Source organism: Nonomuraea sp. NPDC000554 (assembly GCF_040300065.1).
In the GTDB taxonomy this organism is placed as follows: Bacteria; Actinomycetota; Actinomycetes; order Streptosporangiales; family Streptosporangiaceae; genus Nonomuraea.
In genome coordinates this window covers 44,223-67,790 of record NZ_JBEPDC010000021.1, presented here as the reverse complement: position 1 = coordinate 67,790, position 23,568 = coordinate 44,223, and the positions used below count along the sequence as shown (strand labels likewise).

Genomic DNA, 23,568 nt, shown 5'->3' with positions numbered 1-23,568 from the left:
CGGACCCGCCCGTACCATCGATGACGTGAAGCTACCCACCGACCACGCCAATCCCCTCATCAGGCGACTCTTCTCCTTCTGGGCGCCTACGGTGGAGACGATGCGTGGCTGGGCGCTGGCGTCAGTGGTGGTGAACGCGGGCGCCACCGTCACCGGAGTGGCCGTGCGCGTCACCGGCTCGGGGCTGGGTTGCAACACCTGGCCGAAATGCACGCCCGACAGCTTCATCCCCGTCGCGCACCCCGAGATCTCGCCGGTCAACATGGCCGTCGAGTTCGGCAACAGGCTGGTGACGTTCCTCGTCCTCGCCTTCGGCGTCGCCTGCCTGCTCTCGGCGATGCGGCTGGCGCCGCGCCGCCGCTCGCTGCTCCTGCTGGCGTGGCTGCAGCCGGTGGGCATCATCGCGCAGGCCCTCTGGGGCGGCCTGGTCGTCAAGAGCGTGCTCAACCCGCTCACGGTCGGCATGCACTTCCTCATCTCCATCGGCCTGATCGCCGCCTGCTGGGCGCTGTACAAGCGCGCGGGCGAAGGCGACGAGCCGGCCAGGCGGCTGGTGCACCGCGACATCCGCAGGCTCGGGCACGTCCTGCTCGCGGCGGTGTTCGTGCTGCTCGTCGCCGGCGTCGTGGTCACCGGCACCGGCCCGCACTCGGGCGACGCGCAGGCCGGCCGCCTCGACCTCGACATCGAGAGCGTGGCCCGGCTGCACGCCGACATCGTCTACATCGTCCTCGGGCTGACGTTCGCGTTGCTGTTCGCGCTGCACGTCACCGACTCGCCCAGGGCCGCACGCCGGGCGGCGCTGGCGCTGTTCGCGGTCGAGCTGGCCCAGGGCGTGATCGGGTACACGCAGTACTTCCTGGCCGTCCCGGCCTTCCTCGTGGGCCTGCACGCGCTCGGCTCGACGCTGGTCTGGATCGCCGCGCTCAGGGCGGTCACCTCGCTGCGCACCCGCGGCTCCGCGCCGGCCCCGCGCACCCCCTCCCCCACCGAAATGGCCGCCGCCGTCTGATCATCTGTGTCAGGGTGTGGGGTGATTGGTCCGCCACTCCCCCCACCGATGAGAGGTGCGTTTTGCCGCGATTCGTCCGCTCCTCTCGGCGTGCCCTCCGCCGCTCCTTCCAGGCGCTGATGCTGGTCAGCGTGCTCGCGCTGGCACCGATGACGTGGGCTTGGCTCGACAGCTCGGACCACCGCGTGGTGGCCGACACCGACGGCTGGCTCGGACGGGTGCCGTCGTCGCAGGCGGCTCTGGTGCTCGGCGCCGGACTGTTCGGCGGACGCCCGTCCCCCATGCTGGCCCGCAGGCTCGACATCGCGGCCCAGCTCTACCGGGAGGGCAAGGTCAGGGCGCTGCTGCTGTCCGGCGACAACAGCCGCAAGGACTACGACGAGCCGACCGCCATGCGCGACTACCTGCTGGCCAAGGGCGTGCCCGGCGGCGTGATGGTGCTCGACTACGCCGGCTTCGACACCTGGGACTCCTGCGTGCGGGCCCGCAGGGTGTTCGGCGCCCAGCGGCTCACCGTGGTGACACAGGTCTTCCACCTGCCGAGGGCCGTGTCGCTGTGCCGGACGGCGGGCCTGGACGCGTTCGGGGTGGGCGACGACTCCACCAAGCAGTGGGCCGTCACCACGTACGCCTCCGCCACGCGCGAGTTCTTCGCCACCGGCAAGGCCGTCGCCGACGCCCTGGTGCTGAACTCCGAGCCGGTCTATCCGGGGCCCGTCGAAACCTCGCTCAGGCGGATCCTCGCTCAGCCCGGAGCGCCGGGCGCGTAGCCCGGCGGCGGTGTTCCCCTGGTCATGGCCTGGGCGTGCGCGGGCGGGATCGGCCACGCGGCGCGGGCGGCGGCCATGCACTCCAGCAGCGCCCGCTGCTCCTCGTGGAAGGTCTGCTCGTCGACGATCCGCCGCGCGGCCCGCTCGTGCAGCAGGCCCAGCTCGGTGGCCGCGAGCTGGTAGTCGCTCATCGCGTGCAACCCGCGCTTGCCCCCGTGCGCCCTGGCCCACTGCCTGGCCTGCCTGCGCCGCGACAGCGCCGAGAGCATGAAGATGTCAGCCTGGTTGACCAGCTTGGTCGGCTCGTACGCGGGCAGGTAGCGCTGGATCAGCGCGACGATCCGCCGCCGGTCCTTGAAGACCACCGCGATCAGCACCAGGAGCACCACGAGCAGCACCAGGTAGGCGATGATCAGCCCGGGGAACCTGCCGTAGGAGGCCAGCCCGTTCCACAACCCGTGCAGCACCATCGCCCCGACCCAACCGGCCATGATGTAGAAGACCCGCTCGGGCCCACGGCGGGTGGCGGCGTAGGCCACCGCCACTCCGATCATGGACGTGAACAGCGGATGCGCGAACGGCGACAGGATGCCGCGCAGCACCACCGTGACGGCCAGCCCCTTGACGCCCTGCTCGGAGTTGAGCGCGGCCAGGTAGTAGCTGACGTTCTCGCTCATGGCGAAGCCCAGGCCGACCATGCTGGCGTAGATGACGCCGTCGGTCGGCCCGTCGAGCTCGGCCCTGCGGAACTTGAGCAGCCCGAGCAGGACCAGCCCCTTCATCGTCTCCTCGACCACGGGCGCGCCGAACGTGGCCGCGATGTTGCGGGCGCTGGCCTCCGACAGCTTGGCCGTGTCGATGATGTAGTGCAGGTTGAGCGAGTTGACCACGCCGGCGACCAGCACCGCGATGCCCGCCCCCCACGCGAAGGCGAAGACCAGGTTGGAGCGCGGCTCCGGCTCCATGCGGTCGAGCGCGAGCACCCCGGCCAGCAGCAGCGGCACCGGGGCGAGGGCGAGGATCAGCGCGATGAAGAACTGCACCGGCTCGCCGTTGAGCACGTCGAAGGAGAACGAGACGAGCGCGCAGATGCCGGTGAGGACCAGCCCGGTGATCAACGCGAACGACGGGCGGTCTCTGAACACCCAGCGTGGATCACGGGACGCCATAAGGTGACGATAACGGATCAGAAACCCGGTGTCCTTCCAAGGTGACGAGGTCCGGCCGGGTCCTGGCGGCGTCCGCGACGCGGCGCGATGCGCGGCCTGGGTACGGCGGCTCAGGACAGCAGCGGGTCGATGGCGACGGCGAGGAAGAGCAGCGCCAGGTAGGCGTTGGACCAGTGGAAGAAGCGCATCGGCCGGAGCGCGACGCCGGACTTGCCGGAGTTCAGCCTGGCCAGCAGGCGGTGGACCTCCCACAGGCAGAAGGCGCCGAGCGCCCCGGCCACGATCGGGTAGAACAGCGTCGTGTGGGCCACCGGCCACAGTGCCAGCGAGCAGAGCACGGTCGCCCAGGTGTAGGCGATCGACTCGAGGATGACCCGCCGTTCGGTGGCCACCACCGGCAGCATCGGCACCTCGGCCGCCGCGTAGTCCTCCTTGTAGCGCATGGCGAGGGTCCAGGTGTGCGGCGGGGTCCAGAAGAACACCACGCCGAACAGCACCAGCGGCGCCCAGTCGACCCGCTCGGTGATGCCGGCCCAGCCGATCAGCACCGGCATGCAGCCCGCGATGCCGCCCCAGACGATGTTCTGCGCGGTGCGCCGCTTGAGGATCATCGAGTAGACGAGCACGTAGAACAGGATCGCGCCGGTCGACAGCACGGCCGCCAGCCAGTTGGTGGTCAGCCACAGCCCAAGGGTCGACAAAATCCCCAGCACGATGCCGAAGACGAGCGCCCCCTTGGGCGACACCTGGTGCCGGGCCAGCGGCCTCTTCCGCGTGCGGCGCATCTTCACGTCGATGTCGCGGTCGACGTAACAGTTGAGCGCGTTGGCGCTGCCCGCCGACAGCGTGCCGAACACCATGACCGCGATGGACGTCCACAGCGGCGGCAGCCCGCCGGCCGCGAGGAACATCACCGGCAGGGTGGTGATCAGCAGCAACTCGATGATCCGCGGCTTGGTCAGCGCGATGTAGGCCTTGACGACCATGCCGATCGTGCGCGGCGCCGCGGCCGCGGGGGCGGGGGCCGTCGCCTGCCTGTTCGTCAGCACCGTCAAGGCGCTTCCAGCACGTGCGGAGTCAACGCGTAACCTCTGATTAGAGCGGATCCGTGGAGGGCGCCGTGACGCCCTTGCGAACAACCAAACTGTAGTAGCAGGGACGGCCGGTCCGGCCAATGGGGGGCTTGAGCCATCTACGGGCCCGCACGGGTGGAAGGGGAATCGTTCGCCAGGTCCACTCGGTTAAGGTCCCGTGTGGGCGGGATATGCCAACCGGCACCACCAATGACAACTAGATTGCGGAGATCGAGCACTTGAGCACCGAACTCGTGCCAGCCCTCGAATGGACCGACCTCGACAAGCGAGCGGTCGACGTCGTTCGAGCCCTGGCGATGGACGCAGTGGAGAAGGCGGGTTCGGGTCACCCCGGCACCGCCATGAGCCTGGCCCCCGCCGCATACCTGCTGTTCCAGCGGACGATGCGCCACGACCCCACCAACGCCGACTGGCTGGGCCGTGACCGTTTCGTCCTGTCGTGCGGGCACTCCAGCCTGACGCTGTACATCCAGCTGTTCCTGTCCGGCTACGGGCTGACGATCGATGACCTCAAGCGCCTGCGCCAGTGGGACAGCCTTACCCCCGGCCATCCCGAGCACGGTCACACGGTCGGTGTCGAGACCACCACGGGCCCGCTCGGCCAGGGCCTGGGCAACGCGGTCGGCATGGCGATGGCGGCCCGCCGCGAGCGCGGCCTGTTCGATCCCGACGCCGCCCCCGGCGAGTCCCCCTTCGACCACCACATCTGGTGCCTCGTCAGCGACGGCGACATCGAGGAGGGCATCAGCCACGAGGCCAGCTCGCTCGCCGGCCACCAGAAGCTCGGCAACCTCACCGTCATCTACGACGACAACCACATCTCCATCGAGGACGACACGCTGATCGCCAAGTCCGAGGACGTGGTCAAGCGGTACGAGGCGTACGGCTGGCACACGGTCAGCGTCGACTGGACGAAGACCGGCGAGTACGTCGAGGACGTCGAGGCGCTGCACGCCGCCCTGGAGGAGGCCCGCGCCGAGACCGACAGGCCGTCGTTCGTCCGGCTGCGCACGATCATCGGCTGGCCCGCGCCGAACAAGCAGAACACCGGCAAGATCCACGGTTCCGCGCTGGGCGAGGACGAGGTGGCCGCCACCAAGCGCGTCATGGGCATGGACCACGGCGCCACCTTCGACGTGCCGGCCGACGTGCTGGAGCACGCCCGCCAGGTCGCGCGGCGCGGCCACGAGGAGCACGCCAAGTGGGAGCGCGGCTACCTGGAGTGGCGCCAGGCGAACCCCGAGCGCGCCGCCGAGTACGACCGCATCTCCCGCCGCCGCCTGCCCGCCGACTGGTCCACCGCGCTGCCGCAGTTCGAGACGGGCGGCTCGATGGCCACCCGCAAGGCGTCCGGCGAGGTGCTCAGCTCGCTCGCCAGGGTGCTGCCCGAGCTGTGGGGCGGCTCCGCCGACCTGGCCGAGTCGAACAACACCACGATGAAGGGCGAGCCGTCCTTCATCCCCGAGGAGTACCAGACCAAGGAGTTCCCCGGTAACCGCTACGGCCGGACCCTCCACTTCGGCATCCGCGAGCACGCCATGGGCGCCATCCTGAACGGCATCGCGCTGCACGGCGGCACCCGCCCGTACGGCGGCACGTTCCTGGTCTTCTCCGACTACATGCGGCCGTCGGTGCGGCTGGCGGCCCTGATGAAGCTGCCGGTCACCTACGTGTGGACCCACGACTCCATCGGCCTGGGCGAGGACGGCCCGACCCACCAGCCGATCGAGCACCTGTGGGCGCTGCGCGCCATCCCCGGCCTGGACGTGGTGCGCCCCGGCGACGCCAACGAGACCGCCTACGCGTGGAAGGCCGTCCTGGAGCACACCGACAGGCCCGCCGCGCTCGCCCTGACCAGGCAGAACCTGCCGGTCTTCGAGGGCACGAGCGCCGAGGGCGTGGCCCGTGGCGGCTACATCCTGCGCGAGGCCTCCGACGGCCAGCCGCGGGTGATCATCATCGCGACCGGCAGCGAGCTGGAAATCGCCGTCAACGGCCGGGAGCTGCTGGAGGCGCAGGGCATTGCGACGCGCGTGGTGTCGATGCCGTGTGTCGAGTGGTTCCACGGGCAGGACATCGCTTACAGGCACACCGTTCTGCCGCCGTCGGTCACGGCCCGGGTCGCGGTCGAGGCGGGCATCGCGCTCGGCTGGCACGAGTTCGTCGGTGAGTGCGGCGAGGTCGTCGGCCTGGAGCACTTCGGCGCCTCGGCGCCGTACCGCACGTTGTACGAGCAGTTCGGGCTGACGGCCGAGCGCGTCGCGGCGGCGGCCAAGTCCAGCCTGGCCAAGCTGGGGCATGACAAGGGCGAGACGACGGGAAACTGAGATGAGCAGCGAGATTCTGAACAAGCTGTCCGGCCAGGGCGTGTCCATCTGGCTGGACGACATCAGCCGCGAGCGGCTGCGCAGCGGCAACCTGGAGCAGCTGATCCGCGAGAAGAACGTGGTGGGGGTCACCTCCAACCCGACCATCTTCGCCGGCGCGCTGAGCAAGGGCGACGCCTACGACGCCCAACTGCACGACCTGGCCGTCCGCGGCGTCGACGTGGGCGAGGCGGTACGCGCCATCACCGCCTACGACATCCGCTGGGCGGCCGACGTGCTGCGCCCGGTCTACGACGGCACGTCCGGCGTCGACGGCCGGGTGTCGCTGGAGGTCGACCCGCGCCTGGCGCGCGACAGCGAGAAGACCATCGCCGAGGCCCGCGCCCTGTGGTGGCTGGTGGACAGGCCGAACCTGTTCATCAAGATCCCGGCGACCCTGGAGGGCCTGCCCGCGATCACCCAGGCGATCAGCGAGGGCATCAGCGTCAACGTCACGCTGATCTTCTCGCTGGAGCGCTACCGCGCCGTCATGGACGCCTGGCTGGCCGGCCTGGAGGCCGCGCAGGCCAAGGGCCTCAACCTGGCCACGATCGAGTCGGTGGCCTCGTTCTTCGTCAGCCGCGTCGACACCGAGATCGACAAGAGGCTCGACAAGCTGGGCAAGCCGGAGCTCAAGGGCAAGGCGGGCGTGGCCAACGCGCGCCTGGCCTACGCCGCGTACGAGGAGGTCATGAGCTCCGAGCGGTGGCAGCGGCTGCGCGCCGCGGGCGCCCGTCCGCAGCGTCCGCTGTGGGCCTCGACCGGCGTCAAGAACCCCGAGTACTCCGACACCATGTACGTCGACGAGCTCGTCGCGCCCGGCACCGTCAACACGATGCCGGAGAAGACGCTCGACGCGGTGGCCGACCACGCCACCGTCACCGGCGACACCGTCCGCCCCTTCTACGAGCAGGCCTGGAACACCATGGCCGCGCTGAAGGAGGCCGGGGTCGACTACGACGACGTGGTGCGGGTCCTGGAGGACGAGGGCGTGCAGAAGTTCGAGGCGTCCTGGAACGAGCTGCTCGAGAGCGTCACCAAGAACCTGGTTCGCTGATGGACGTGATCTACCGCGAGGAGGAGGTGGCCGCGGCCGCTTCCTCCCTCGCGGGGCGGCTCGTCGAGGCCGGCGTGCCCGCGCGGCTCGCGGGTGGCGACCCCACCCTGTGGGGCGCGGGCGCCTCACCGGAGGGTGGGGCCGGCGCGGCCGCCAGGCTGGGGTGGCTGACCCTGCCGAGTACCTCGCGCGAGCTGCTTCCCGAGCTGGGCAGGCTGGCCGGATGGGCCCGCGCGGAGGGGCTGACCAACGTGGTGCTCGCCGGAATGGGCGGCTCCTCGCTGGCGGCCGAGGTGATCTGCGCGACCGCCGACGTGCCGCTGACCGTGCTCGACACGACCGACCCGGCCGAGGTGCGCAGGGCGCTGGCCGACAACCTCGACGCCACGGTCCTGGTCGTGGCGAGCAAGAGCGGCTCGACCGTGGAGACCGACAGCCACCTGCGCGTCTACCGCCAGCTGTTCGAGGAGGCGGAGATCGACCCCGCCGACCGGATCGTGGTCGTCACCGACCCCGGCTCGCCGCTGGAGCAGGAGGCGGTCGAGCGCGGCTACCGGCTCGTGCCCGCCCCGGCCGACGTGGGCGGGCGCTACGCGGCGCTGTCGGCGTTCGGCCTGGTGCCGAGCGCGCTGGCGGGCGTGGACGTCGAGCGGCTGCTCGACGACGCCGACGAGGTGCTGCCGCTGCTGTCGAAGGAGGCCGGCAACCCCGGCCTGCTGCTGGGGGCGGCCCTCGGCGCGGCCGCGCTCGGCGGCCGCGACAAGCTGATCCTGGACGACCAGCTCTCCTCCCTCAACGGGCTGCCCGACTGGATCGAGCAGCTCGTCGCCGAGTCCACCGGCAAGGACGGCAAGGGCATCCTGCCGGTCGTCGCCGCCGAGCCGAGAGGGGCCGCCGACGAACTGGTGGTCGCGATCGACTCCGACGGGGCGCACGACGGCGACGTCCGCGTCGACGGGCCGCTGGGGGCGCAGTTCCTCGTCTGGGAGTACGCCACGGCCGTCGCGGGGCTGGCCCTGGAGGTCGACCCGTTCGACCAGCCGAACGTGGCCGAGTCGAAGCTGAACACGGCCGCGCTGCTGGACCTGCCCGAGCTGCCCGTCGGTGAGCCGGTGCTGGTCGACGGGCCCGTCGAGGTCCACGGCAGCACCCGGGCGCGCGACCTGTCCGGGGTGCTGACCGAGCTGCTCGACTCGATCCCCGACGACGGCTATCTGGCCGTCACGGCCTTCCTCGACCGGCTGGCCGCCTTCGACGCGCCGGTGCCCGAAGGAGCCGACTTCGAGCAGATGACCGACGCGTGGCTGGCCGCCGACGCCGCCACCCTGCGGGCTCTGCTCGCCATGCGCACCGAACGGCCCGTGACCTTCGGGTGGGGGCCGCGCTTCCTGCACTCCACCGGGCAGTACCACAAGGGCGGCCCGCAGAACGGGGTGTTCCTGCAGATCACCGGTGCCGTCACCGACGACGTCCCGGTGCCCGGCAGGCCGTACACCCTGGGCAGGCTCCAGCTCGCCCAGGCGCTCGGAGACCTCGGGGCGCTCCTGAACCGGGAACGTCCAGCCGTACGCCTGCACCTGACCGACCGCGCGGCCGGAGTCGCGCGCCTGCTCGCAGCCGCACAGGAGGTTTGACATGACAGACCCGGCAGCGCCCGCGGAGGAGGCCGTCCAGGTGGCCGCCGCCGTCGCGGGCACATCCACGACGATGGCGGTGGTGGACTCCAACCCGTTGCGCGATCCGCGCGACAAGCGGCTGCCCAGGGTGGCCGGACCGTGTGTGCTGGTGTTGTTCGGCGTGACGGGGGACCTTGCCAAGCGCAAGCTGCTACCGGCGATCTACGACCTCGGCAACCGGGGGCTGCTGCCGCCCGGCTTCTCGCTGGTCGGCTTCGCCAGGCGCGACTGGAAGGACCAGGACTTCGCCCAGTTGACGCACGACGCCGTCAAGGCGCACGCCCGGACCCCGTTCCGCGAGGAGGTCTGGAAGCAGATCCGCGAGGGCATCCACTTCGTTCCCGGCGAGTTCTCCGACGACGGGGCGTTCGACGCGCTGGCGATGGCGTTGAGGGAGATTGACCAGACCCGTGGCACGGGCGGCAACTATGCGTTCTACCTGTCGGTGCCGCCGAAGTTCTTCCCCGTGGTGGTGGAGCAGCTCAAGCGCACCGGCCTGTCCGACGCGCCTCCCGGGGCGTGGCGGCGGGTGGTCATCGAGAAGCCGTTCGGGCACGACCTGAAGTCGGCGCACGAGCTGAACGAGATCACCACCTCGGCCTTCCCCGAGAGCTCGATCTTCCGGATCGACCACTACCTCGGCAAGGAGACCGTCCAGAACATCCTGGCGCTGAGGTTCGCCAACAACCTCTACGAGCCGATCTGGAACCGCAGCTTCGTCGACCACGTGCAGATCACCATGGCCGAGGACATCGGCATCGGCGGGCGCGCGGGCTACTACGACGGCATCGGCGCGGCCCGCGACGTCATCCAGAACCACCTGCTCCAGTTGCTCGCGCTGGTCGCGATGGAGGACCCCACCTCCTTCGAGGCGTCCTCGCTGCGGCGGGAGAAGGAGAAGGTGCTCAAGGCCGTCCGGCTGCCGTCGGACCTCGCGCTCAACACCGCCCGCGGCCAGTACGCCGAGGGCTGGCAGGGCGGCGAGAAGGTCGTCGGCTACCTGCAGGAGGAGGGCATCCCCGCCGCCTCCATCACCGAGACCTACGCCGCCATCAAGGTGGAGATCGCCAACCGGCGCTGGGCGGGCGTGCCGTTCTACCTGCGCACCGGCAAGCGGCTGGGCCGCCGGGTGACCGAGGTCGCGGTGGTGTTCCAGCGGGCGCCGCACCTGCCGTTCTCCAAGGACGACACCGAGATCCTCGGCCAGAACGCGCTGGTGATCAGGGTGCAGCCCGACGAGGGCATCACCGTGCGGTTCGGCTCCAAGGTGCCGGGCACGGCCATGGAGGTGCGCGACGTCTCCATGGACTTCGCCTACGGCGAGTCGTTCCTGGAGTCGTCCCCCGAGGCGTACGAGCGGCTGCTGCTGGACGTGATGATCGGCGACCCGCCGCTCTTCCCGCACCAGCGCGAGGTCGAGCTGTCGTGGAAGATCCTCGACCCGATCGAGGAGTTCTGGGCCACCCAGGGCCAGCCCGAGTCCTACCCCTCGGGGTCGTGGGGCCCCGAGTCGGCTGACGCGATGATGGCCCGCGACGGCCGGGTCTGGAGGAGACTCTGATGACCACGTTCATGCTGACGGACACGACCGCCGGCAAGATCTCGGCACAGCTCACGCTGCTGCGCCACCAGATGGGCGCCCCCGCGATCGGCATGGTGCTGACGCTGGTCGTGGTCTGCGACGAGCGCGACCAGTACGACTCCCTGCGCGCCGCCACCGAGGCGGCCCGCGAGCACCCGTCGCGCATCCTGGTCGTGATCAAGCGTGAGCCCGACGAGGCGAACCGGCTCGACGCCGAGCTGCGCATCGGGGAGAACACGCCGGGCGAGGTGGTGGTGCTGCGGCTGTACGGCGAGCTCACCGACCACGCCGACTCCGTGGTCAGCCCGCTGCTGCTGCCCGACACGCCGGTCGTCGCCTGGTGGCCGGGGACGGCTCCGGCTGTGCCGTCCAAGGACCCGATCGGGAAGCTGTGCCTGCGCCGCATCACCGACGCCAAGGACAGCGACGGCGGCGGCATCGCCGCGCTGGCGGCCAGGGCGAAGGGGTACGCGCCCGGCGACACCGACCTGGCGTGGGCGCGGCTGACGCCGTGGCGCAGCCTGCTCGCGGCGGCGTTCGACCAGCCTGTCGGGAAGGTCCGCAGGGGGATCGTGGAGGCGGCGACGGCCCACCCGAGCGCTCCGCTGCTGGCGGCGTGGCTGTCCGAGCGGCTCGGCGCGCAGATCAAGGTCGCCGACTCCAACGGGCCTGGGCTGACGTCGGTGCGGCTGGCGACCTCCGACGGCGACCTGGTGGTGTCCAGGAGCGACTCCAGGCTGGCGAAGCTGTCGCGACCGGGGCAGCCCGACAGGAACGTCGCGCTGGCCCGGCGGCAGACGTCCGAGTTGCTGGCGGAGGAGCTGCGGCGGCTGGACTCCGACGAGATCTACGAGGCGGCGCTCAAGCGGCTGGCTCGTACCTACAAGCCCTGACATCAAGCCCTGACATCAAGCGCTGAAATATCACGCTAAAGCGGCGCCCCACCACGCGGGGCGCCGCTGATGCTCGCCCAACGGCGCCCAGCCCCAGGCGCCCCCGCCGGGCCGGGGCGCCTGGGGCTGGGCGCGAACCAATCATGAAAGACTAGGCGCGTGAGTGTTCCCAACGTAGTCGTCCACCGCGACGCCGACATCCTGGCCAAGGCCGTGGCGGCGCGGATCATCACCCGGCTCGTCGACGTGCAGGCGGCCAAGGGCTCGGCGTCGCTGGTGCTGACGGGAGGCACGGTCGGCATCGCCACGCTGGCGGCCATCGCCGCGACCCCGGCCCGCGACGCCGTCGACTGGCGCCACCTCGACATCTGGTGGGGCGACGAACGTTACCTCCCGACCGGCGACCCGGAACGCAACGAGACCGGTGCCCGTCAGGCGCTGCTCGACCACGTGGACGTCGACCCCGAGCGGGTGCACGTCATGCTCGGCCCCGACTCCGGGCTGTCGGCCGAGGAGTCGGCCGAGGCGTACGCGGCCGAACTCCAGAAGGCGGCCAGGCCCGAAGACCACGGCCCGGTGCCCAGCTTCGACGTGACGCTGCTCGGCATGGGCCCCGACGCCCACGTGGCGTCGCTGTTCCCCGGCATGCCCGCCCTGTACGACACGCGGCCGGTGGTGGCGGTGCACGGCTCGCCGAAGCCGCCACCCACGCGCATCTCCCTCACCCTGCCGGCCATCCAGGCCTCGCGCGAGGTGTGGGTGGTCGCGGCGGGTGAGGAGAAGTCGGGCGCCGTCCGCCTGGCCCTGTCGGAGTCGGGCCATGTGCAGGTCCCCGCGGCCGGCGCCCATGGCAGGCTCCGCACGCTGTTCCTGCTCGACCGGGCGGCGGCCGGCAAGATCCCGCCCGGCCTGGGCCGCATCGCCTCCCCCTGACCCCGCGACGCCTTCGTCAGGCGGTCGCGAGCGTGTCGATCTCGGCGAGGAGGGCCTTCTTGCGCTCCTCCGGCAGGTAGGACGCCTGGACCCCGTTGCGGGCCAGCCCCGCCAGTTCCTGCCTGCCCAGCCCCAGCGCCCGGGCCGCGGCGCGGTACTCACCGGCCAGGGTGGTGGCGAACATGGGCGGGTCGTCGCTGTTGAGCGTGACGAACAGCCCCTCCTCCAGCAGCCTGGGCAGCGGGTGGTCCTCGATGCGCCCCACCTGGCCGGTGCAGACGTTGGAGGTGGGGCAGACGTCCAGCGGCAGCTGGGTCTCGCGCAGGTGCGCCACGAGCCGCTCGTCGGCGAGGCAGTTGATGCCGTGGCCGATGCGCTCGGCGCCGTAGCCGTCGATGACCTCCCAGATGGTCTCCGGCCCGCTCATCTCCCCGCCGTGCGGGACGCTGTGCAGGCCCGCGGCACGCGCCGCCGTGAACGCGTCGCGGTAGGCGTCACGGTACTGGGCGCGGTCCTGCTCGATGCCGCCGATCCCGAAACCTACCAAAGCGGCGGGAGGTTCCTGCAGAGCGTGGTCGAGCGTGACCTTGGCGGCCTCCTCGCCGCACTCGCCCGGGATGTCGAAGATGTAGGCCATCTCGACGCCGTGGTCGGCGAGCGATCGGCTCGCGGCCAGGTCGAGCGCCTGCGTGACCTCGCGCATCGGCATCCCGACGATGTGGTGCGCGTACGGCGTGACCTGCAGCTCCACGTATCGGGCGCCCTGGCTCGCGAGGTCGCGGGCCAGCCCGAGGACGAGGGTGGCGACGTCCTCGGGGTCGCGCACCAGGGCGTTGACCGCCTTGTAGACCTCGGCGAAGTGCGGGAAGTCGCGGAAGGTGTAGAACGCGCGAAGCTCCTCCTCCACGGCGGGGACGGCGCTGCCGGGGTGGCGGCGCGACAGTTCCAGGACGGTGGGCACGGAGGCGGACCCGATCAGGTGGACGTGCAGCTCGACCTTGGGCAGCGCGTCGATGAAGGCGTCGAGGGACGCGTCGAAGGGGGTTTCAGCGGTCATGCCGACGACCATAAGCCCGACATTTCCCATACAAACAGAGTTTGAGCCGAAATTTCACACAAAAATGTAAGATTAGCCTCGTCGATAAGCTGATCACCATGACGGACGCCGAAGCGTACGAGCGCGGCTTCGCCCGGCTCAGCTCCCACACCGTGGACGCGCTGCTCGCCACGGCCCGCGGCAACCGCGCCCGGCGCGTCCTGGACGCCGGATGCGGCACCGGCGTGGTGACCGCCGCGGCCCTCGCCATGGGCGCCGAGGTCACCGCCGTGGACTCCGACCCGGCCATGCTGGAGCTGGCGTCCCGCCGCCACCCGCGTGCCACGGTGCGGCGGGCGACGCTCCCCCACCTCCCGTTCGCGGACGCGGAATTTGATGCGATAGCCGGAAATTTCGTTATCAATCACCTGGCTGACACCGCGGCAGCCCTGTCAGAGTTCCACCGAGTCCTACGCCCGGGCGGCACGCTCGCCCTGAGCTGGTGGAAATCGGACGAGATGGCGGCCACGAACGTCTTCGTCGAGGCCATCACGGAGGCCGGGGTCCGGAACGTCCCGCCCGTGCGTCCCTTCACCGCCCACGACACCCCGCCCCTGTTCGCCGCCCTCCTCGCGGACGCCGGCTTCTCCGGCGTGACCGTGGACACCCTCAGGTGGCGCCACGAGGTGGACCCGTCCGCATGGTGGAGCGACGTCATCGAGGCGGGCGGCCCGCGCTTCGCGATCATCGCGGAACAGCCGCCGGAGACGTCCGCCCGCATCAGGAGCCACTACCTCAGGCTTGCGGGACGCTACGGCGGCGCCTTCCCCGTCTGCGCCCACCTGGCCCACGCGGAGAGGTCAGCCGGCCCAGACCCGGACCAGCGGTAGCAGGACCTCGTCGACCGACTCCGTCACGAACGGCTCGTCGAAGAGCGGCCCGATGAAGATCATGCGATGCCAGACCAGCGCCTCCAGCAGGGCGAAGAGGCGGGCCGGGGCCACCTTCCCGGCCAGCTCGCCCCTTGCCGCCGCCCGCTCCAGCAGCGCCTCCACGTCGTGCAGGTCGCGGGTGGGCAGGTGCGCGCGCAGCGTCCGCGCCAGCTCCTGGTGCGAGACCAGCGCGGACGACAGCCCCATGATGACCGTGTGCTTGCGCTCCACCACCTCGCACAGCCCCCGGAACAGCGACGACAGGTCGCCCCTGAGCGACCCGGTGTCCTCGACCGCGGGGGTGTCCAGGTCGAAGCGGTTGCAGATGACGTCGACCACCAGCTCGGGCTTGCCCGCCCAGCGCCGGTAGATGGTGGCCTTGCTGGCCTTGGCGCGCCTGGCGACCTGGTCGACCGACATCCGGTCATAGCCCACCTCCGACAGCAGTTCCAGGGTGGCGTCGAGGATGGCCTTCTCCCTGGAGGGGTCGAGTGGAGCCACGTGCACGTCCTTCAGTGGTGGGAGATCTCCTCGAATCGTACGCCGGTCAGCTCGGTGGACACGTCCCAGAGCCGGGCGGCCACCTCGGCGGAGCGGGCCGTCTCCGACGGGGTGAGCAGCTTGGCCTTGGGCCCGACGAACTCGCCGCCGCGGATGGCGGGCGAGGTGGCGGCGTACAGGGACGGCAGCGCGCCCGCCTCGGCCTTCTGCAGGAACACGCCCAGCAGCCACTGCAAAGGGCCGAGCTTGACGAAGCCGGTGGCGGTGGCGCCGGGGTGGGTGGCGACGCTGAGCAGGTCGAGGCCCGCCCGCTGGGCGCGCCGGTGCAGTTCGAGCGTGAACAGCAGGTTGGCCAGCTTGGACCGGCCGTAGGCGGTCATCCGGCCATAGCCGCGCTCCAGCCCGAGGTTGTCGAAGTCGAGCTTGCCGATGGTGTGCGCGTCGCTGGACACGGTCACCACGCGGGCGCCGGGGACGGCGACGAGCAGCGGGAGCAGCAGCCCGGTGAGCGCGAAGTGGCCCAGGTGGTTGGTGCCGAACTGCAGCTCGAAGCCGTCCTTGGTCTCTGCGCGCCCGATCATCCCGATGCCCGCGTTGTTGATCAGCAGGTCGACCCGGTCGACGCCCGCGGCGAACGTCCTGACGGAGGCGAGGTCGGCCAGGTCGAGCCGGCCGAAGGAGATCTCGGCTCCCGGCACGGCCTGCCGGAGCCGGGCGACGGCGGCCTCGCCCTTCTCGGCGGAGCGGGCGGCCACCACGACCCGCGCGCCGTGCCTGGCCAGTTCGAGCGCCGTGGGCAGGCCGATGCCGCTGTTGGCGCCGGTGACGATCGCCGTCTTTCCGGTGAGGTCGGGCATGTCGGCGGGGGTCCAGGTGGTCATCGGCGCTCCTAACAAGTGTACGGAACCGTTTCGTACACCATAACCTAGCCCTCCAGGCGCTGCCGCGCGTGCCGCTCCTCCCGCCGGGTCACGTCCAGACGCTGCCGGCTCTCCTCCAGCTTCTTGCGCGCCTCCGACAGCTTCCGCTCCAGCTCAGCGACCCTCTCCGCGCGCCTGTCGTGCTCCTGGACGGCCTCCTGCAGGGCCTGCCGCCACTCCTGGTGGGCCGCCTCCGCCGCCCGCCTCTCCTTGGCTCTCCTGGCCTCCTCCTGTCTCCTGGCCTCCTCTCGCCGCCCGGCCTCGGCGGCCTGGTCCCCGGCGGAGGGCTTCTTCCTCGCGGGTCTGCCGCGCGGGATGGGGGCGGGGGCGAAGCCGGTGTAGTTGAGCGACCTGTCCAGGAGCCCTCGGCGTACCCGCTCGGCGGCGTCGGCGTCCACGATGGCGGCGTCGAGCGTCTGGTCGACCTCGGTGGCGGCGGCGGGCGACAGCCGGGCGCTCTCCCTGATCAGCCGCGAGACCTTGGCGGAGACCGCGCCGCGCCGTCGCGTCAGCTCGGCCAGCGCGTCGGGGTCCTGCCGCTGCCAGGCCGCGCGCAGCCGCTCCCCCAGGTCGAGGAGCTCGCGCAACTCGTCCGGGTGGTCGCGGGCGGCCCGGTTGACGGCCCACGCCGACACGGTCGGCTTGCGCAGGCCGGCGATCTCGCGCGCCAGCGCCGCGTCGCCGCCGTCCTTGGCGGCGCGGGCCTCGGCGGCGCGGGCGGCGGTGAACTCGGACGGTGGGAGCGCGTAGAGGCGGCCCGCCGCCTCGTCAAGATCCACGCTGGTCAGATACCCCACATCGGGCGGTTTCTAGCGCATAGTGGAAGCAGCCCACTCGAACGGAGGCCGGAGGTGTTCGAGCGCTTCACCGACAGCGCGCGCAGGGTCATCGTCCTCGCCCAGGAAGAGGCGCGGACGATGAACCACGACCACATCGGCACCGAGCACATCCTGCTCGGACTGATGCAGGAGGACGACGGCGTCACCGCGCAGGCGCTCGACGGGTTCGGCCTCGACCTGGACGCGCTGCGCGCGTTCGTCGAGCGCGAGGTGGGCCAGGGCGAGGGCCGGCACTCCGCCCAGCGCATCCCGTTCACGCCGCGCGCCAAGAAGGTGCTGGAGCTCTCGCTGCGCGAGGCCCTCCAGTTGCACCACCACCACATCGGCACCGAGCACATCCTGCTCGGGCTGATCAAGGAGGGCCAGGGGCTCGCCGCGCAGGCGCTCGTGCACGCGGGCGTGGACCTGGCCGAGCTGCGCCGGCGCGTGCTCGAGCAGCTCGGCCGCGCCCGGCTCAGACCGGGCGAGGCGTTCCACTTCGGCGAGCCCACCGCGCTCACCGAGCGGCTCACGCGGATCGAGGAGAGCCTCGAACGCATCGAGCGTCACCTCGGGATCAGCAGACCGGCCGGCGACCCCGAGGACGAGCCCGGGACAGCCCCGGGCTGACACCCCGTTTCGCCGCGCCGGGCCCGCCCGTCTACCAGGTGACGGGGAGACTGTGCACGCCGTAGATGGTCATGTCGGTTCGCATCGGCACCTCCTCCGGCGAGACGGCCGGCCGCAGGCCGGGGAAGCGCTCGAACAGCGCCCGGAACGCGATGCGCATCTCGATCCTGGCGAGCTGATGGCCCAGGCACTGGTGGATGCCGTGACCGAAGGCCAGGTGCCCGATCTGCGTGGGCTTGGTGACGTCGAGTCGCTCCGGGTCCTGGAACCGTCCGGGGTCGCGGTTGGCGGCCGGGATCGAGAGCGTCACCACCTCGCCTTTCCTGATGGTCTGCCCGGCGATCTCGACGTCCTCCAGCGCGGCCCTGAGCGGTCCGAGGTGGGCGACGGACAGGTAGCGCAGGAGCTCCTCGACGGCGCCCTCCATCAGGGACGGGTCCTCGCGCAGCGCGGCGAGCTGGTCCGGGTTCTCCATGAGCACGTAGGCCCCCAGGCCGAGCATGCTCGCCGTGGTCTCGTGCCCGGCGACCAGGAGCAGCAGGCCCGCTCCGGCGATCTCCTCCTGGGTCAGCCCGCCTTCGGCCACGAGGCCGCTGAGCAGGTCGTTCGCCGGCTGCTCCTGCTTCTTGCCGACCAGCTCGCACAGGTATCCGAACAGCGACATCATCGCCGCGCCGACCTCCTCCTTGGTCGACCCGATGCGCAGAGCCGTCGCCGAGTCGTGCTGGAACCGTTCGCGGTCCGCGTACGGCACGCCCAGCAGCTCGCAGATCACGAGGGAGGGGACCGGCAGGGCGAACTCCCGCACCAGGTCCGCGGGCGCCCCGCCGCGTTCCATGGCGTCGAGGACGTCCTTGGCGATCCGCTCGATCTCCGGCTCCAGCCCCTTCAGCCTGCGGACGGTGAACTGTGCGGCGAGCCGGCGGCGGAAACGGGTGTGATCCGGCGGGTCGAGCTGCATGAAGAAGCCCGGAGGCTCGGCGAGCTCGCCGGGTTCGAAGCCCTCCCACTCGATCGGCCAGCGCAGCTTCTCGAGCCGGCTGCTGAAGCGCGGGTCGGCCAGCACCGCGCGCGCCGCCGCGTAACCGGTGACCAGCCAGCCCTGATGGCCGCCCGGATAGGCCAGCGGACTGAGGGGCGCTTCCTCCCGCCAGCGCCCCAGCTCCTCGGGCGGGTCGAACGGGGACGGACGCTCTGTGGGGAACCTGACGACCATGATCGCTCCTTGAATTCCTCTACACCTATAGAGGCTCTACGTCAGTAGAGTATCCGCGCCATGGGTCGGCCCTTTCGGAGGGGGCGTGATGATCGGTCAGTGCTCGCCGACGGTGGCCAGCAGCGCGCGGATCTTGGTGCGCAGGTCGCTGGTGTCGCCCCTGGTGACGAGGCGATCGAAGACCAGCCCGTCCCCGTAGGCGACGAGATCACCGGCCCACCGGTCCGCGTCGGGCACGCCGGAGGCGTCCAGCAGCCGGGCGATCATGGTGCACTGGCGGGCGCGGTTGGCCAGGAGCACCCGGCGCAGCTCCGGCCGCCGGGTCGACTCCAGTGACAGCTCGAACCTGGCGAGCTGACGGTCACGGCCGGTGGTGAGCCACTCGCCGACGAGCCAGGCCACGGCGTCGACCAGCTCGTCCTGACCGCCCCCGGACGACTCCGCCTGCTCCTGGAGCGCGGCTATCTCGGCCGCGCCGTGCTCGGCGAGGCGCTCCGCCGTCGCCTGCAGCAGCGCCTGGCGGGTGCGGAAGTAGTACGACGTCGAGCCCTCGGGCAGGCCGGCCGCCCGGTCGACGGCGCGGTGGGTCAGGCCGCGCATGCCCTCCGCGGCGAGCAACCTGATCGCCACGTCGGCGATCTCCTGTCTTCTGGACACCCGCCGAGTGTAGGGCTCCGTACGGTCACGAGCGGTCAGCCGGCGTGGCCCGCCGGGGTTGGTCGGCCCGGCGTTGATCGGACCTGAGCGGTCGGCCGGGGTTGGTCGGCCTCGCCGCCGAGCCCGCCCCCGTGGCCGTCCGAGCTCGGCGGCGAAGATGTCCCGTCAGGACTGCGGGACGGGGATCATCCTGCCGATGGGCATGCGCGCCTCGATCACACCGGGGTCGTCGGTGTAGCCCAGCGTCGCGCCGAGGCTGATCAGCAGCCGGCGCATCCGCGTGTTGTCGCTGAGCAGGGTCGCCCGCACCTCGGCGAACCCGGTGTCACGCGCCGCGGTGACGAGCATGCGGGCGAGCTGCCCGCCCAGGCCCCGCCCCTGCCACGAGTCCTCGATGAGGAAGGCCATCTCGGCCGCGCCCGGGTCGGGGCAGTACATCAGGTTGGCCAGGCCGACGACCTGCCCGTCGTGGCAGGCGACGATCGACTGCCCGCGCCCCTTGTCGAGCAGCCGGTCGAAGACCCGCTCGGGCAGTGCCGGCATGGACGTGAAGTAGCGGAACCGGCGCGACTCGGGGCTGCAGCGGTCGTGCAGGTCGCGCACCGCCTCACGGAACCCCGCGGTGAGCGGCCGCACCTCGACCTCGACGCCGTCGTCCAGGCGCAGCGCACGATCGACCGTGGCGGGCTCGGCCGCCGGCTGCGCGAGCCGGACGAACGAGGCCGCCCTGGCCGCCTCGGTCAGCGTGAACGGCAGCCCCGCCCGGCGCAGCCGGATCGCCCGCTTGGGCGCGACGGGCACGACGAGCAGGTGCGGGTCGGGAAGATCACTCACCTGATCACCGTATTGCCAACCCGTGGTGTCCGCGCGCAGCAACTCCCCGAGGATCTCGGGCAGCCGCCAGGGCTGCTCGGCCAGACGGCAGGCGAGCAGGAGCGCACGGGTCGTCTCGTCGGCGAGTTCGTGCGCGGCGGCGGGGACCACGTGGACGCGGCGGCCGCCGGCGGCCTCGATCGCCGCGGCGATGGCTTCGGCGGACACGGGCACCTCGGCGACGAACTCGTCGACCGTGCCGTCGGTGTCAGGCTGGACGGACAGGCCGAGGATGTTGCCGCCCCATTCGGCGAGTACGGCCGTGAGTGAGGCGAGCCGACCGGGTCGCTCGTCGACGGTGGTGCGGATCCGCAGAAATGCCATGTTTGCTCCCCTCCGATATGGCTTCAGGATGGCGGCTACCTGTTACGCCCCTGCTACGGGGTAATGGCCCAGCCGTTTCTTTTGCCGTCATAGGCCCATTACGGCCGATTTGAGGTGCACGCCCGGAGTGGCCCAGTGCCAGGCCGGGCGCTCGCCGCCCTGCTCCGCGAGCCGGACGAACGAGGCCGCCCTGGCCGCCTCGGTCAGCGTGAACGGCAGCCCCGCCCGGCGCAGCCGGATCGCCCGCCTGGACGTGACCGGCACGACGAGCCGGGTCCGGTCGGAACGATCGCTCCCCGCCTCACCGTAGATCCATCGCGCGTCGTCGGCGTGGAGCAGCTCGGCCAGGAGCGTCGGAAGCGTCCAGGGCATGCCGCGGACCCGGACGGCCAGCAGCAGGGCCCGGGTGGGCTCGTCGGTCAGCTCGTGCGCGGTGGCGGGCACGACCGTGACCTGGTGGCCACCGGCCGCTTCCAGGGCCGCGCGCACGCTCTCGGGGGTCGCGGGGATGTCGGCGACGAACTCGTCGACCGTCCCTCCGGTGTCGGACTGGACGCTCAGCCCGAGGATGTTGCCGCCCCTGGCGGCCAAGGCCGACGCGAGGGAGGCCAGGCGTCCCGGCCGTTCGTCCACGGCGGTGCGGATGCGCAAGAATCCCATACTCAGGAGGATGCCGGGCGGCTGTTACGCCTCCGCTACCGCGGTGTTTCATCGCGTATTTCGTCGCGAGATGCGGCAACATATACGGATATAGCAGGATATGGGGCCATGAATGGGGTTGTTCCCTTGTTGTCCGGGTCTGCCGGCGGCGCGGTGCCGCTCCGGCCCGTCCGCTTCGCCGACCTCATCACCGGCCTTTGATCCCGCGATCCAGGAGTGACATGAACATTCTTTTCAGAGGCGGACGCGTCTTCACCGCCACGGGCGAGTTCGCCGAGGCGGTGCTCGTCCAGGACGGCGTGATCGCCGCGGTGGGCGGCGAGGGCGAGCTGGCACGGCTGGCCCCGGCCCACGACACGGTCGACCTGGACGGCGGCCTGCTGGCGCCGGGGTTCACCGACGCGCACATCCACCCGGTGCAGGCGGGCCTCGAGCGGGCCAAGTGCGACCTGTCCGAGGTCTTCGGCCTGGACGCCTACCTAACGGAAATCTCCGACTACGCCGCGAAGAATCCGGAAAAATCATGGATTGACGGTGGAGGCTGGGACATGTCCGCCTTCCCCGGCGGTCTGCCGCACCGGTCGCAGCTCGACTTCCTCGACCGTCCCGCCTACCTGATCCAGCGCGACCACCACGCCGCCTGGGTCAACACCAGGGCCCTCGAACGGGCCGGGATCACCGCCGACACGCCCGACCCGTCCGACGGCCGGATCGAGCGCGACGCCGACGGCACGCCCAGCGGCGTCCTGCACGAGGGCGCGATGGACCTCGTCGGCCTGCTCACCCCCCGCCCGACCTCCCAGGACCTCGACGCCGCTCTGGCCGAGGCCGAGCAGTACCTGTTCTCCCTCGGCATCACCGGCTGGCAGGACGCCATCGTCGGCTCCTACGCGGGCTCGCAGGACCAGCTGCCCACGTACCTGTCGGCGGCGGGCTCGGGCAGGCTCAGGGCGCGCGTCATCGGCGCCCTGTGGTGGGACAGGACGCGCGGCCTCGACCAGATCGAGGGACTGGTGGCCAGGCGGGCCGCCGCCGAGGGCCTCGACCGCTTCCGCGCCACCTCCATCAAGATCATGCAGGACGGCATCACGGAGAACTTCACCGCCGCCACGTTGGAGCCGTACTGCCTGTGCGGCGGCACCGGCCTGTCGTACGTCGACCCCGGCAAGCTCAAGGAGTACGTGGCCGAACTGGACCGGTTCGGCTTCCAGGTGCACTTCCACGCGATCGGCGAGCGGGCCGTGCGCGAGGCTCTCGACAGCTTCGAGGGCACCGACCCCGCCAACCGCCACCACATCGCCCACCTGCAGATCATCGAGCCGTCGGACGTCCCCCGCTTCGCCGAGCTCGGCGTCACCGCCAACCTGCAACCGCTGTGGGCCACCCACCACGCCCAGATGGACGAGCTGACCCTGCCGTTCCTCGGCGACCCCAGGTCGTCATGGCAGTACCCGTTCGCCGACCTGCTCGCCCACGGCACCCGGTTCTGCGCCGGCAGCGACTGGCCGGTGTCGAACGCCGACCCGCTGCAGGGCATGCACGTGGCGGTCAACCGCACCGAGCCGGGCAGTTCGGTGCACGCCGGGTATCCCACCGCGCAGACCCCGTTCCTGCCTCGCCAGCGCATCGACCTGGCGACCGCGCTCACCGCGTACACAGCGGGCTCGGCCTGGATCAACCGGTCGCCCGCCGGGCTGATCGAGCGGGGCCGCCCGGCGGACCTGGTCGTCCTGGACCGCGACCCGTTCGAGCTCCCCGAGCAGGACATCTGGACCACCCAGGTCCGCCTGACGTTCGTCGACGGCGAGCCCGTCCACCAGCGTTGACCCGGCGCGCCCAGCGTTCACCCTGGGCGCGGCGAGGCTGAGCGACCTCCTCGACTCGAGAGATCACGCCAGGCGCCGCACCCAGCGTTCACCCTGGGTACGGCGAGGCTGAGCGACCTCCTCCGTTCGGGAGGTCACGCCAGTCCTCCCGGCGGCCCGACGGCGTCGGATGCGCGTTCCGAAGCCGCGCAACCCGCACCCGGCATGCGAAAACGGCGGCTCCCCGCACCAGGTGCGGGGAGCCGCCGTTCAGGATCGGATCACCAGGGGGACTTGTTGTTACGCAGGCGCTCCAGTGCTTCCTCGAGGATGGCCTTGCCGTCCTTGTCGCTCCTGCGCTCCTTCACATACGCCAGGTGCGTCTTGTACGGCTCGTTCCTGGGCGGCGCAGGCGGAGCCTGCTCGTCCTGGCCTGCCGGGAGGCCGCAGCGTGGGCAGTCCCACATCTCGGGGACCGCCGCGTCGCTGGCGAAACTGGGGCGCGTCTCATGCATGTTGGCGCACCAGAACGAGACCCGCACTCTCGGAGCCGCCTCGCCACGCTCGGCCTCCCCCATCGGGCCGGCGCCGACTCGGCTGCCACGGATCGCGTTGCCACTACCCACGGATGAACTCCTCGCTCG

General features: G+C 71.3%; 21 protein-coding genes and 1 pseudogene. 11 read left to right on the top strand and 11 right to left on the bottom strand.

Annotation, left to right across the window (positions count from 1 at the left end):
• Positions 1–25: 25 nt before the first annotated feature.
• On the top strand, positions 26–1,012 hold the full coding sequence (locus tag ABT294_RS33595; protein ID WP_350810333.1) for a COX15/CtaA family protein: 987 nt from the start codon (positions 26–28) through the stop codon (positions 1,010–1,012).
• A gap of 62 nt (positions 1,013–1,074) precedes the next feature.
• On the top strand, positions 1,075–1,782 hold the full coding sequence (locus ABT294_RS33590; RefSeq protein WP_350810332.1) for a SanA/YdcF family protein: 708 nt from the start codon (positions 1,075–1,077) through the stop codon (positions 1,780–1,782).
• On the opposite strand, the gene ABT294_RS33585 is transcribed toward ABT294_RS33590, so the two are convergent.
• Together ABT294_RS33585 and ABT294_RS33580 are read right to left on the bottom strand one after the other, a co-directional pair.
• The gene (locus tag ABT294_RS33585; protein ID WP_350810331.1) at positions 1,758–2,951 is read right to left on the bottom strand and encodes a PrsW family intramembrane metalloprotease; all 1,194 of its coding nucleotides are present in this window, start codon (positions 2,949–2,951) and stop codon (positions 1,758–1,760) included. The genes ABT294_RS33590 and ABT294_RS33585 overlap by 25 nt on opposite strands.
• A gap of 110 nt (positions 2,952–3,061) precedes the next feature.
• Complete coding sequence (locus ABT294_RS33580) at positions 3,062–4,006, bottom strand: heme o synthase (protein ID WP_350810330.1); 945 nt, start codon at positions 4,004–4,006, stop codon at positions 3,062–3,064.
• A 335-nt stretch (positions 4,007–4,341) separates the two neighbouring features.
• Between ABT294_RS33580 and tkt the strand changes: the two genes are divergently transcribed.
• The 6 genes from tkt (at position 4,342) to pgl (ending at position 12,552) form a co-directional block, all read left to right on the top strand.
• Positions 4,342–6,372: a transketolase gene (gene tkt, locus ABT294_RS33575; protein WP_502912188.1), complete on the top strand. Its 2,031-nt coding sequence runs from the start codon at positions 4,342–4,344 to the stop codon at positions 6,370–6,372.
• Position 6,373: 1 nt separating this feature from the next.
• Positions 6,374–7,468, top strand: coding sequence for a transaldolase (gene tal, locus ABT294_RS33570; protein WP_350810328.1), 1,095 nt, complete (start codon positions 6,374–6,376; stop codon positions 7,466–7,468).
• Positions 7,468–9,102 carry a phosphoglucose isomerase-related protein gene (locus ABT294_RS33565; RefSeq protein ID WP_350810327.1) on the top strand — a complete coding sequence of 545 codons (1,635 nt, stop codon included), beginning with the start codon at positions 7,468–7,470 and terminating at the stop codon, positions 9,100–9,102. The genes tal and ABT294_RS33565 overlap by 1 nt, the downstream gene beginning before the upstream one ends.
• A 73-nt stretch (positions 9,103–9,175) precedes the next feature.
• A complete protein-coding gene (gene zwf, locus ABT294_RS33560) occupies positions 9,176–10,705 on the top strand; it encodes a glucose-6-phosphate dehydrogenase (RefSeq protein ID WP_350810467.1) in 1,530 nt (509 codons plus the stop codon).
• Positions 10,705–11,619 (top strand): glucose-6-phosphate dehydrogenase assembly protein OpcA, encoded by a 915-nt coding sequence (opcA, locus tag ABT294_RS33555; protein WP_350810326.1) that lies wholly within the window; start codon positions 10,705–10,707, stop codon positions 11,617–11,619. The genes zwf and opcA overlap by 1 nt, the downstream gene beginning before the upstream one ends.
• 159 nt (positions 11,620–11,778) lie before the next feature.
• Positions 11,779–12,552 (top strand): 6-phosphogluconolactonase, encoded by a 774-nt coding sequence (gene pgl / locus ABT294_RS33550; RefSeq protein ID WP_350810325.1) that lies wholly within the window; start codon positions 11,779–11,781, stop codon positions 12,550–12,552.
• 16 nt (positions 12,553–12,568) lie between these two features.
• On the opposite strand, the gene add is transcribed toward pgl, so the two are convergent.
• Complete coding sequence (gene add / locus ABT294_RS33545; RefSeq protein ID WP_350810324.1) at positions 12,569–13,609, bottom strand: adenosine deaminase; 1,041 nt, start codon at positions 13,607–13,609, stop codon at positions 12,569–12,571.
• 98 nt (positions 13,610–13,707) lie between these two features.
• Here add and ABT294_RS33540 point away from each other — a divergent pair, with 98 nt between their 5' ends.
• On the top strand, positions 13,708–14,478 hold the full coding sequence (locus ABT294_RS33540; protein WP_350810323.1) for a class I SAM-dependent methyltransferase: 771 nt from the start codon (positions 13,708–13,710) through the stop codon (positions 14,476–14,478).
• Here ABT294_RS33540 and ABT294_RS33535 read toward each other — a convergent pair.
• Genes ABT294_RS33535 through ABT294_RS33525 form a run of 3 tightly spaced genes read right to left on the bottom strand, consistent with a single transcriptional unit; the run spans position 14,449 to position 16,720 of the window.
• Positions 14,449–15,021, bottom strand: a complete 573-nt coding sequence (locus tag ABT294_RS33535) for a TetR/AcrR family transcriptional regulator (RefSeq protein ID WP_350810322.1) — start codon at positions 15,019–15,021, stop codon at positions 14,449–14,451. The two genes, ABT294_RS33540 and ABT294_RS33535, sit on opposite strands and share 30 nt — an antisense overlap.
• An 11-nt stretch (positions 15,022–15,032) precedes the next feature.
• On the bottom strand, positions 15,033–15,902 hold the full coding sequence (locus ABT294_RS33530; RefSeq protein ID WP_350810321.1) for an oxidoreductase: 870 nt from the start codon (positions 15,900–15,902) through the stop codon (positions 15,033–15,035).
• A 44-nt stretch (positions 15,903–15,946) separates the two neighbouring features.
• Positions 15,947–16,720 carry a hypothetical protein gene (locus ABT294_RS33525; protein WP_350810320.1) on the bottom strand — a complete coding sequence of 258 codons (774 nt, stop codon included), beginning with the start codon at positions 16,718–16,720 and terminating at the stop codon, positions 15,947–15,949.
• Positions 16,721–16,792: 72 nt separating this feature from the next.
• On the opposite strand from ABT294_RS33525, the pseudogene ABT294_RS33520 reads away from it, so the two are divergent.
• Positions 16,793–17,221, top strand: a pseudogene (locus ABT294_RS33520) (Clp protease N-terminal domain-containing protein); the annotation flags it as partial.
• Between the two features lie 199 nt (positions 17,222–17,420).
• Here the strand turns inward: ABT294_RS33520 and ABT294_RS33515 are convergent.
• The 4 genes from ABT294_RS33515 to ABT294_RS33500 all read right to left on the bottom strand — a co-directional run bounded on the left by ABT294_RS33515 (position 17,421) and on the right by ABT294_RS33500 (position 21,119).
• On the bottom strand, positions 17,421–18,605 hold the full coding sequence (locus ABT294_RS33515) for a cytochrome P450 (RefSeq protein WP_350810319.1): 1,185 nt from the start codon (positions 18,603–18,605) through the stop codon (positions 17,421–17,423).
• Positions 18,606–18,701: 96 nt separating this feature from the next.
• Positions 18,702–19,262, bottom strand: coding sequence for a TetR/AcrR family transcriptional regulator (locus ABT294_RS33510; RefSeq protein ID WP_350810318.1), 561 nt, complete (start codon positions 19,260–19,262; stop codon positions 18,702–18,704).
• A 165-nt stretch (positions 19,263–19,427) separates the two neighbouring features.
• Positions 19,428–20,459, bottom strand: coding sequence for a GNAT family N-acetyltransferase (locus tag ABT294_RS33505; RefSeq protein ID WP_350810317.1), 1,032 nt, complete (start codon positions 20,457–20,459; stop codon positions 19,428–19,430).
• Between the two features lie 87 nt (positions 20,460–20,546).
• Positions 20,547–21,119 carry an ACT domain-containing protein gene (locus tag ABT294_RS33500; RefSeq protein ID WP_350810316.1) on the bottom strand — a complete coding sequence of 191 codons (573 nt, stop codon included), beginning with the start codon at positions 21,117–21,119 and terminating at the stop codon, positions 20,547–20,549.
• Positions 21,120–21,340: 221 nt separating this feature from the next.
• Between ABT294_RS33500 and ABT294_RS33495 the strand changes: the two genes are divergently transcribed.
• Positions 21,341–22,945 (top strand): amidohydrolase, encoded by a 1,605-nt coding sequence (locus ABT294_RS33495; RefSeq protein WP_350810315.1) that lies wholly within the window; start codon positions 21,341–21,343, stop codon positions 22,943–22,945.
• A 260-nt stretch (positions 22,946–23,205) separates the two neighbouring features.
• On the opposite strand, the gene ABT294_RS33490 is transcribed toward ABT294_RS33495, so the two are convergent.
• Positions 23,206–23,550, bottom strand: coding sequence for an RNA polymerase-binding protein RbpA (locus ABT294_RS33490; RefSeq protein ID WP_214636247.1), 345 nt, complete (start codon positions 23,548–23,550; stop codon positions 23,206–23,208).
• Positions 23,551–23,568: the final 18 nt, after the last annotated feature.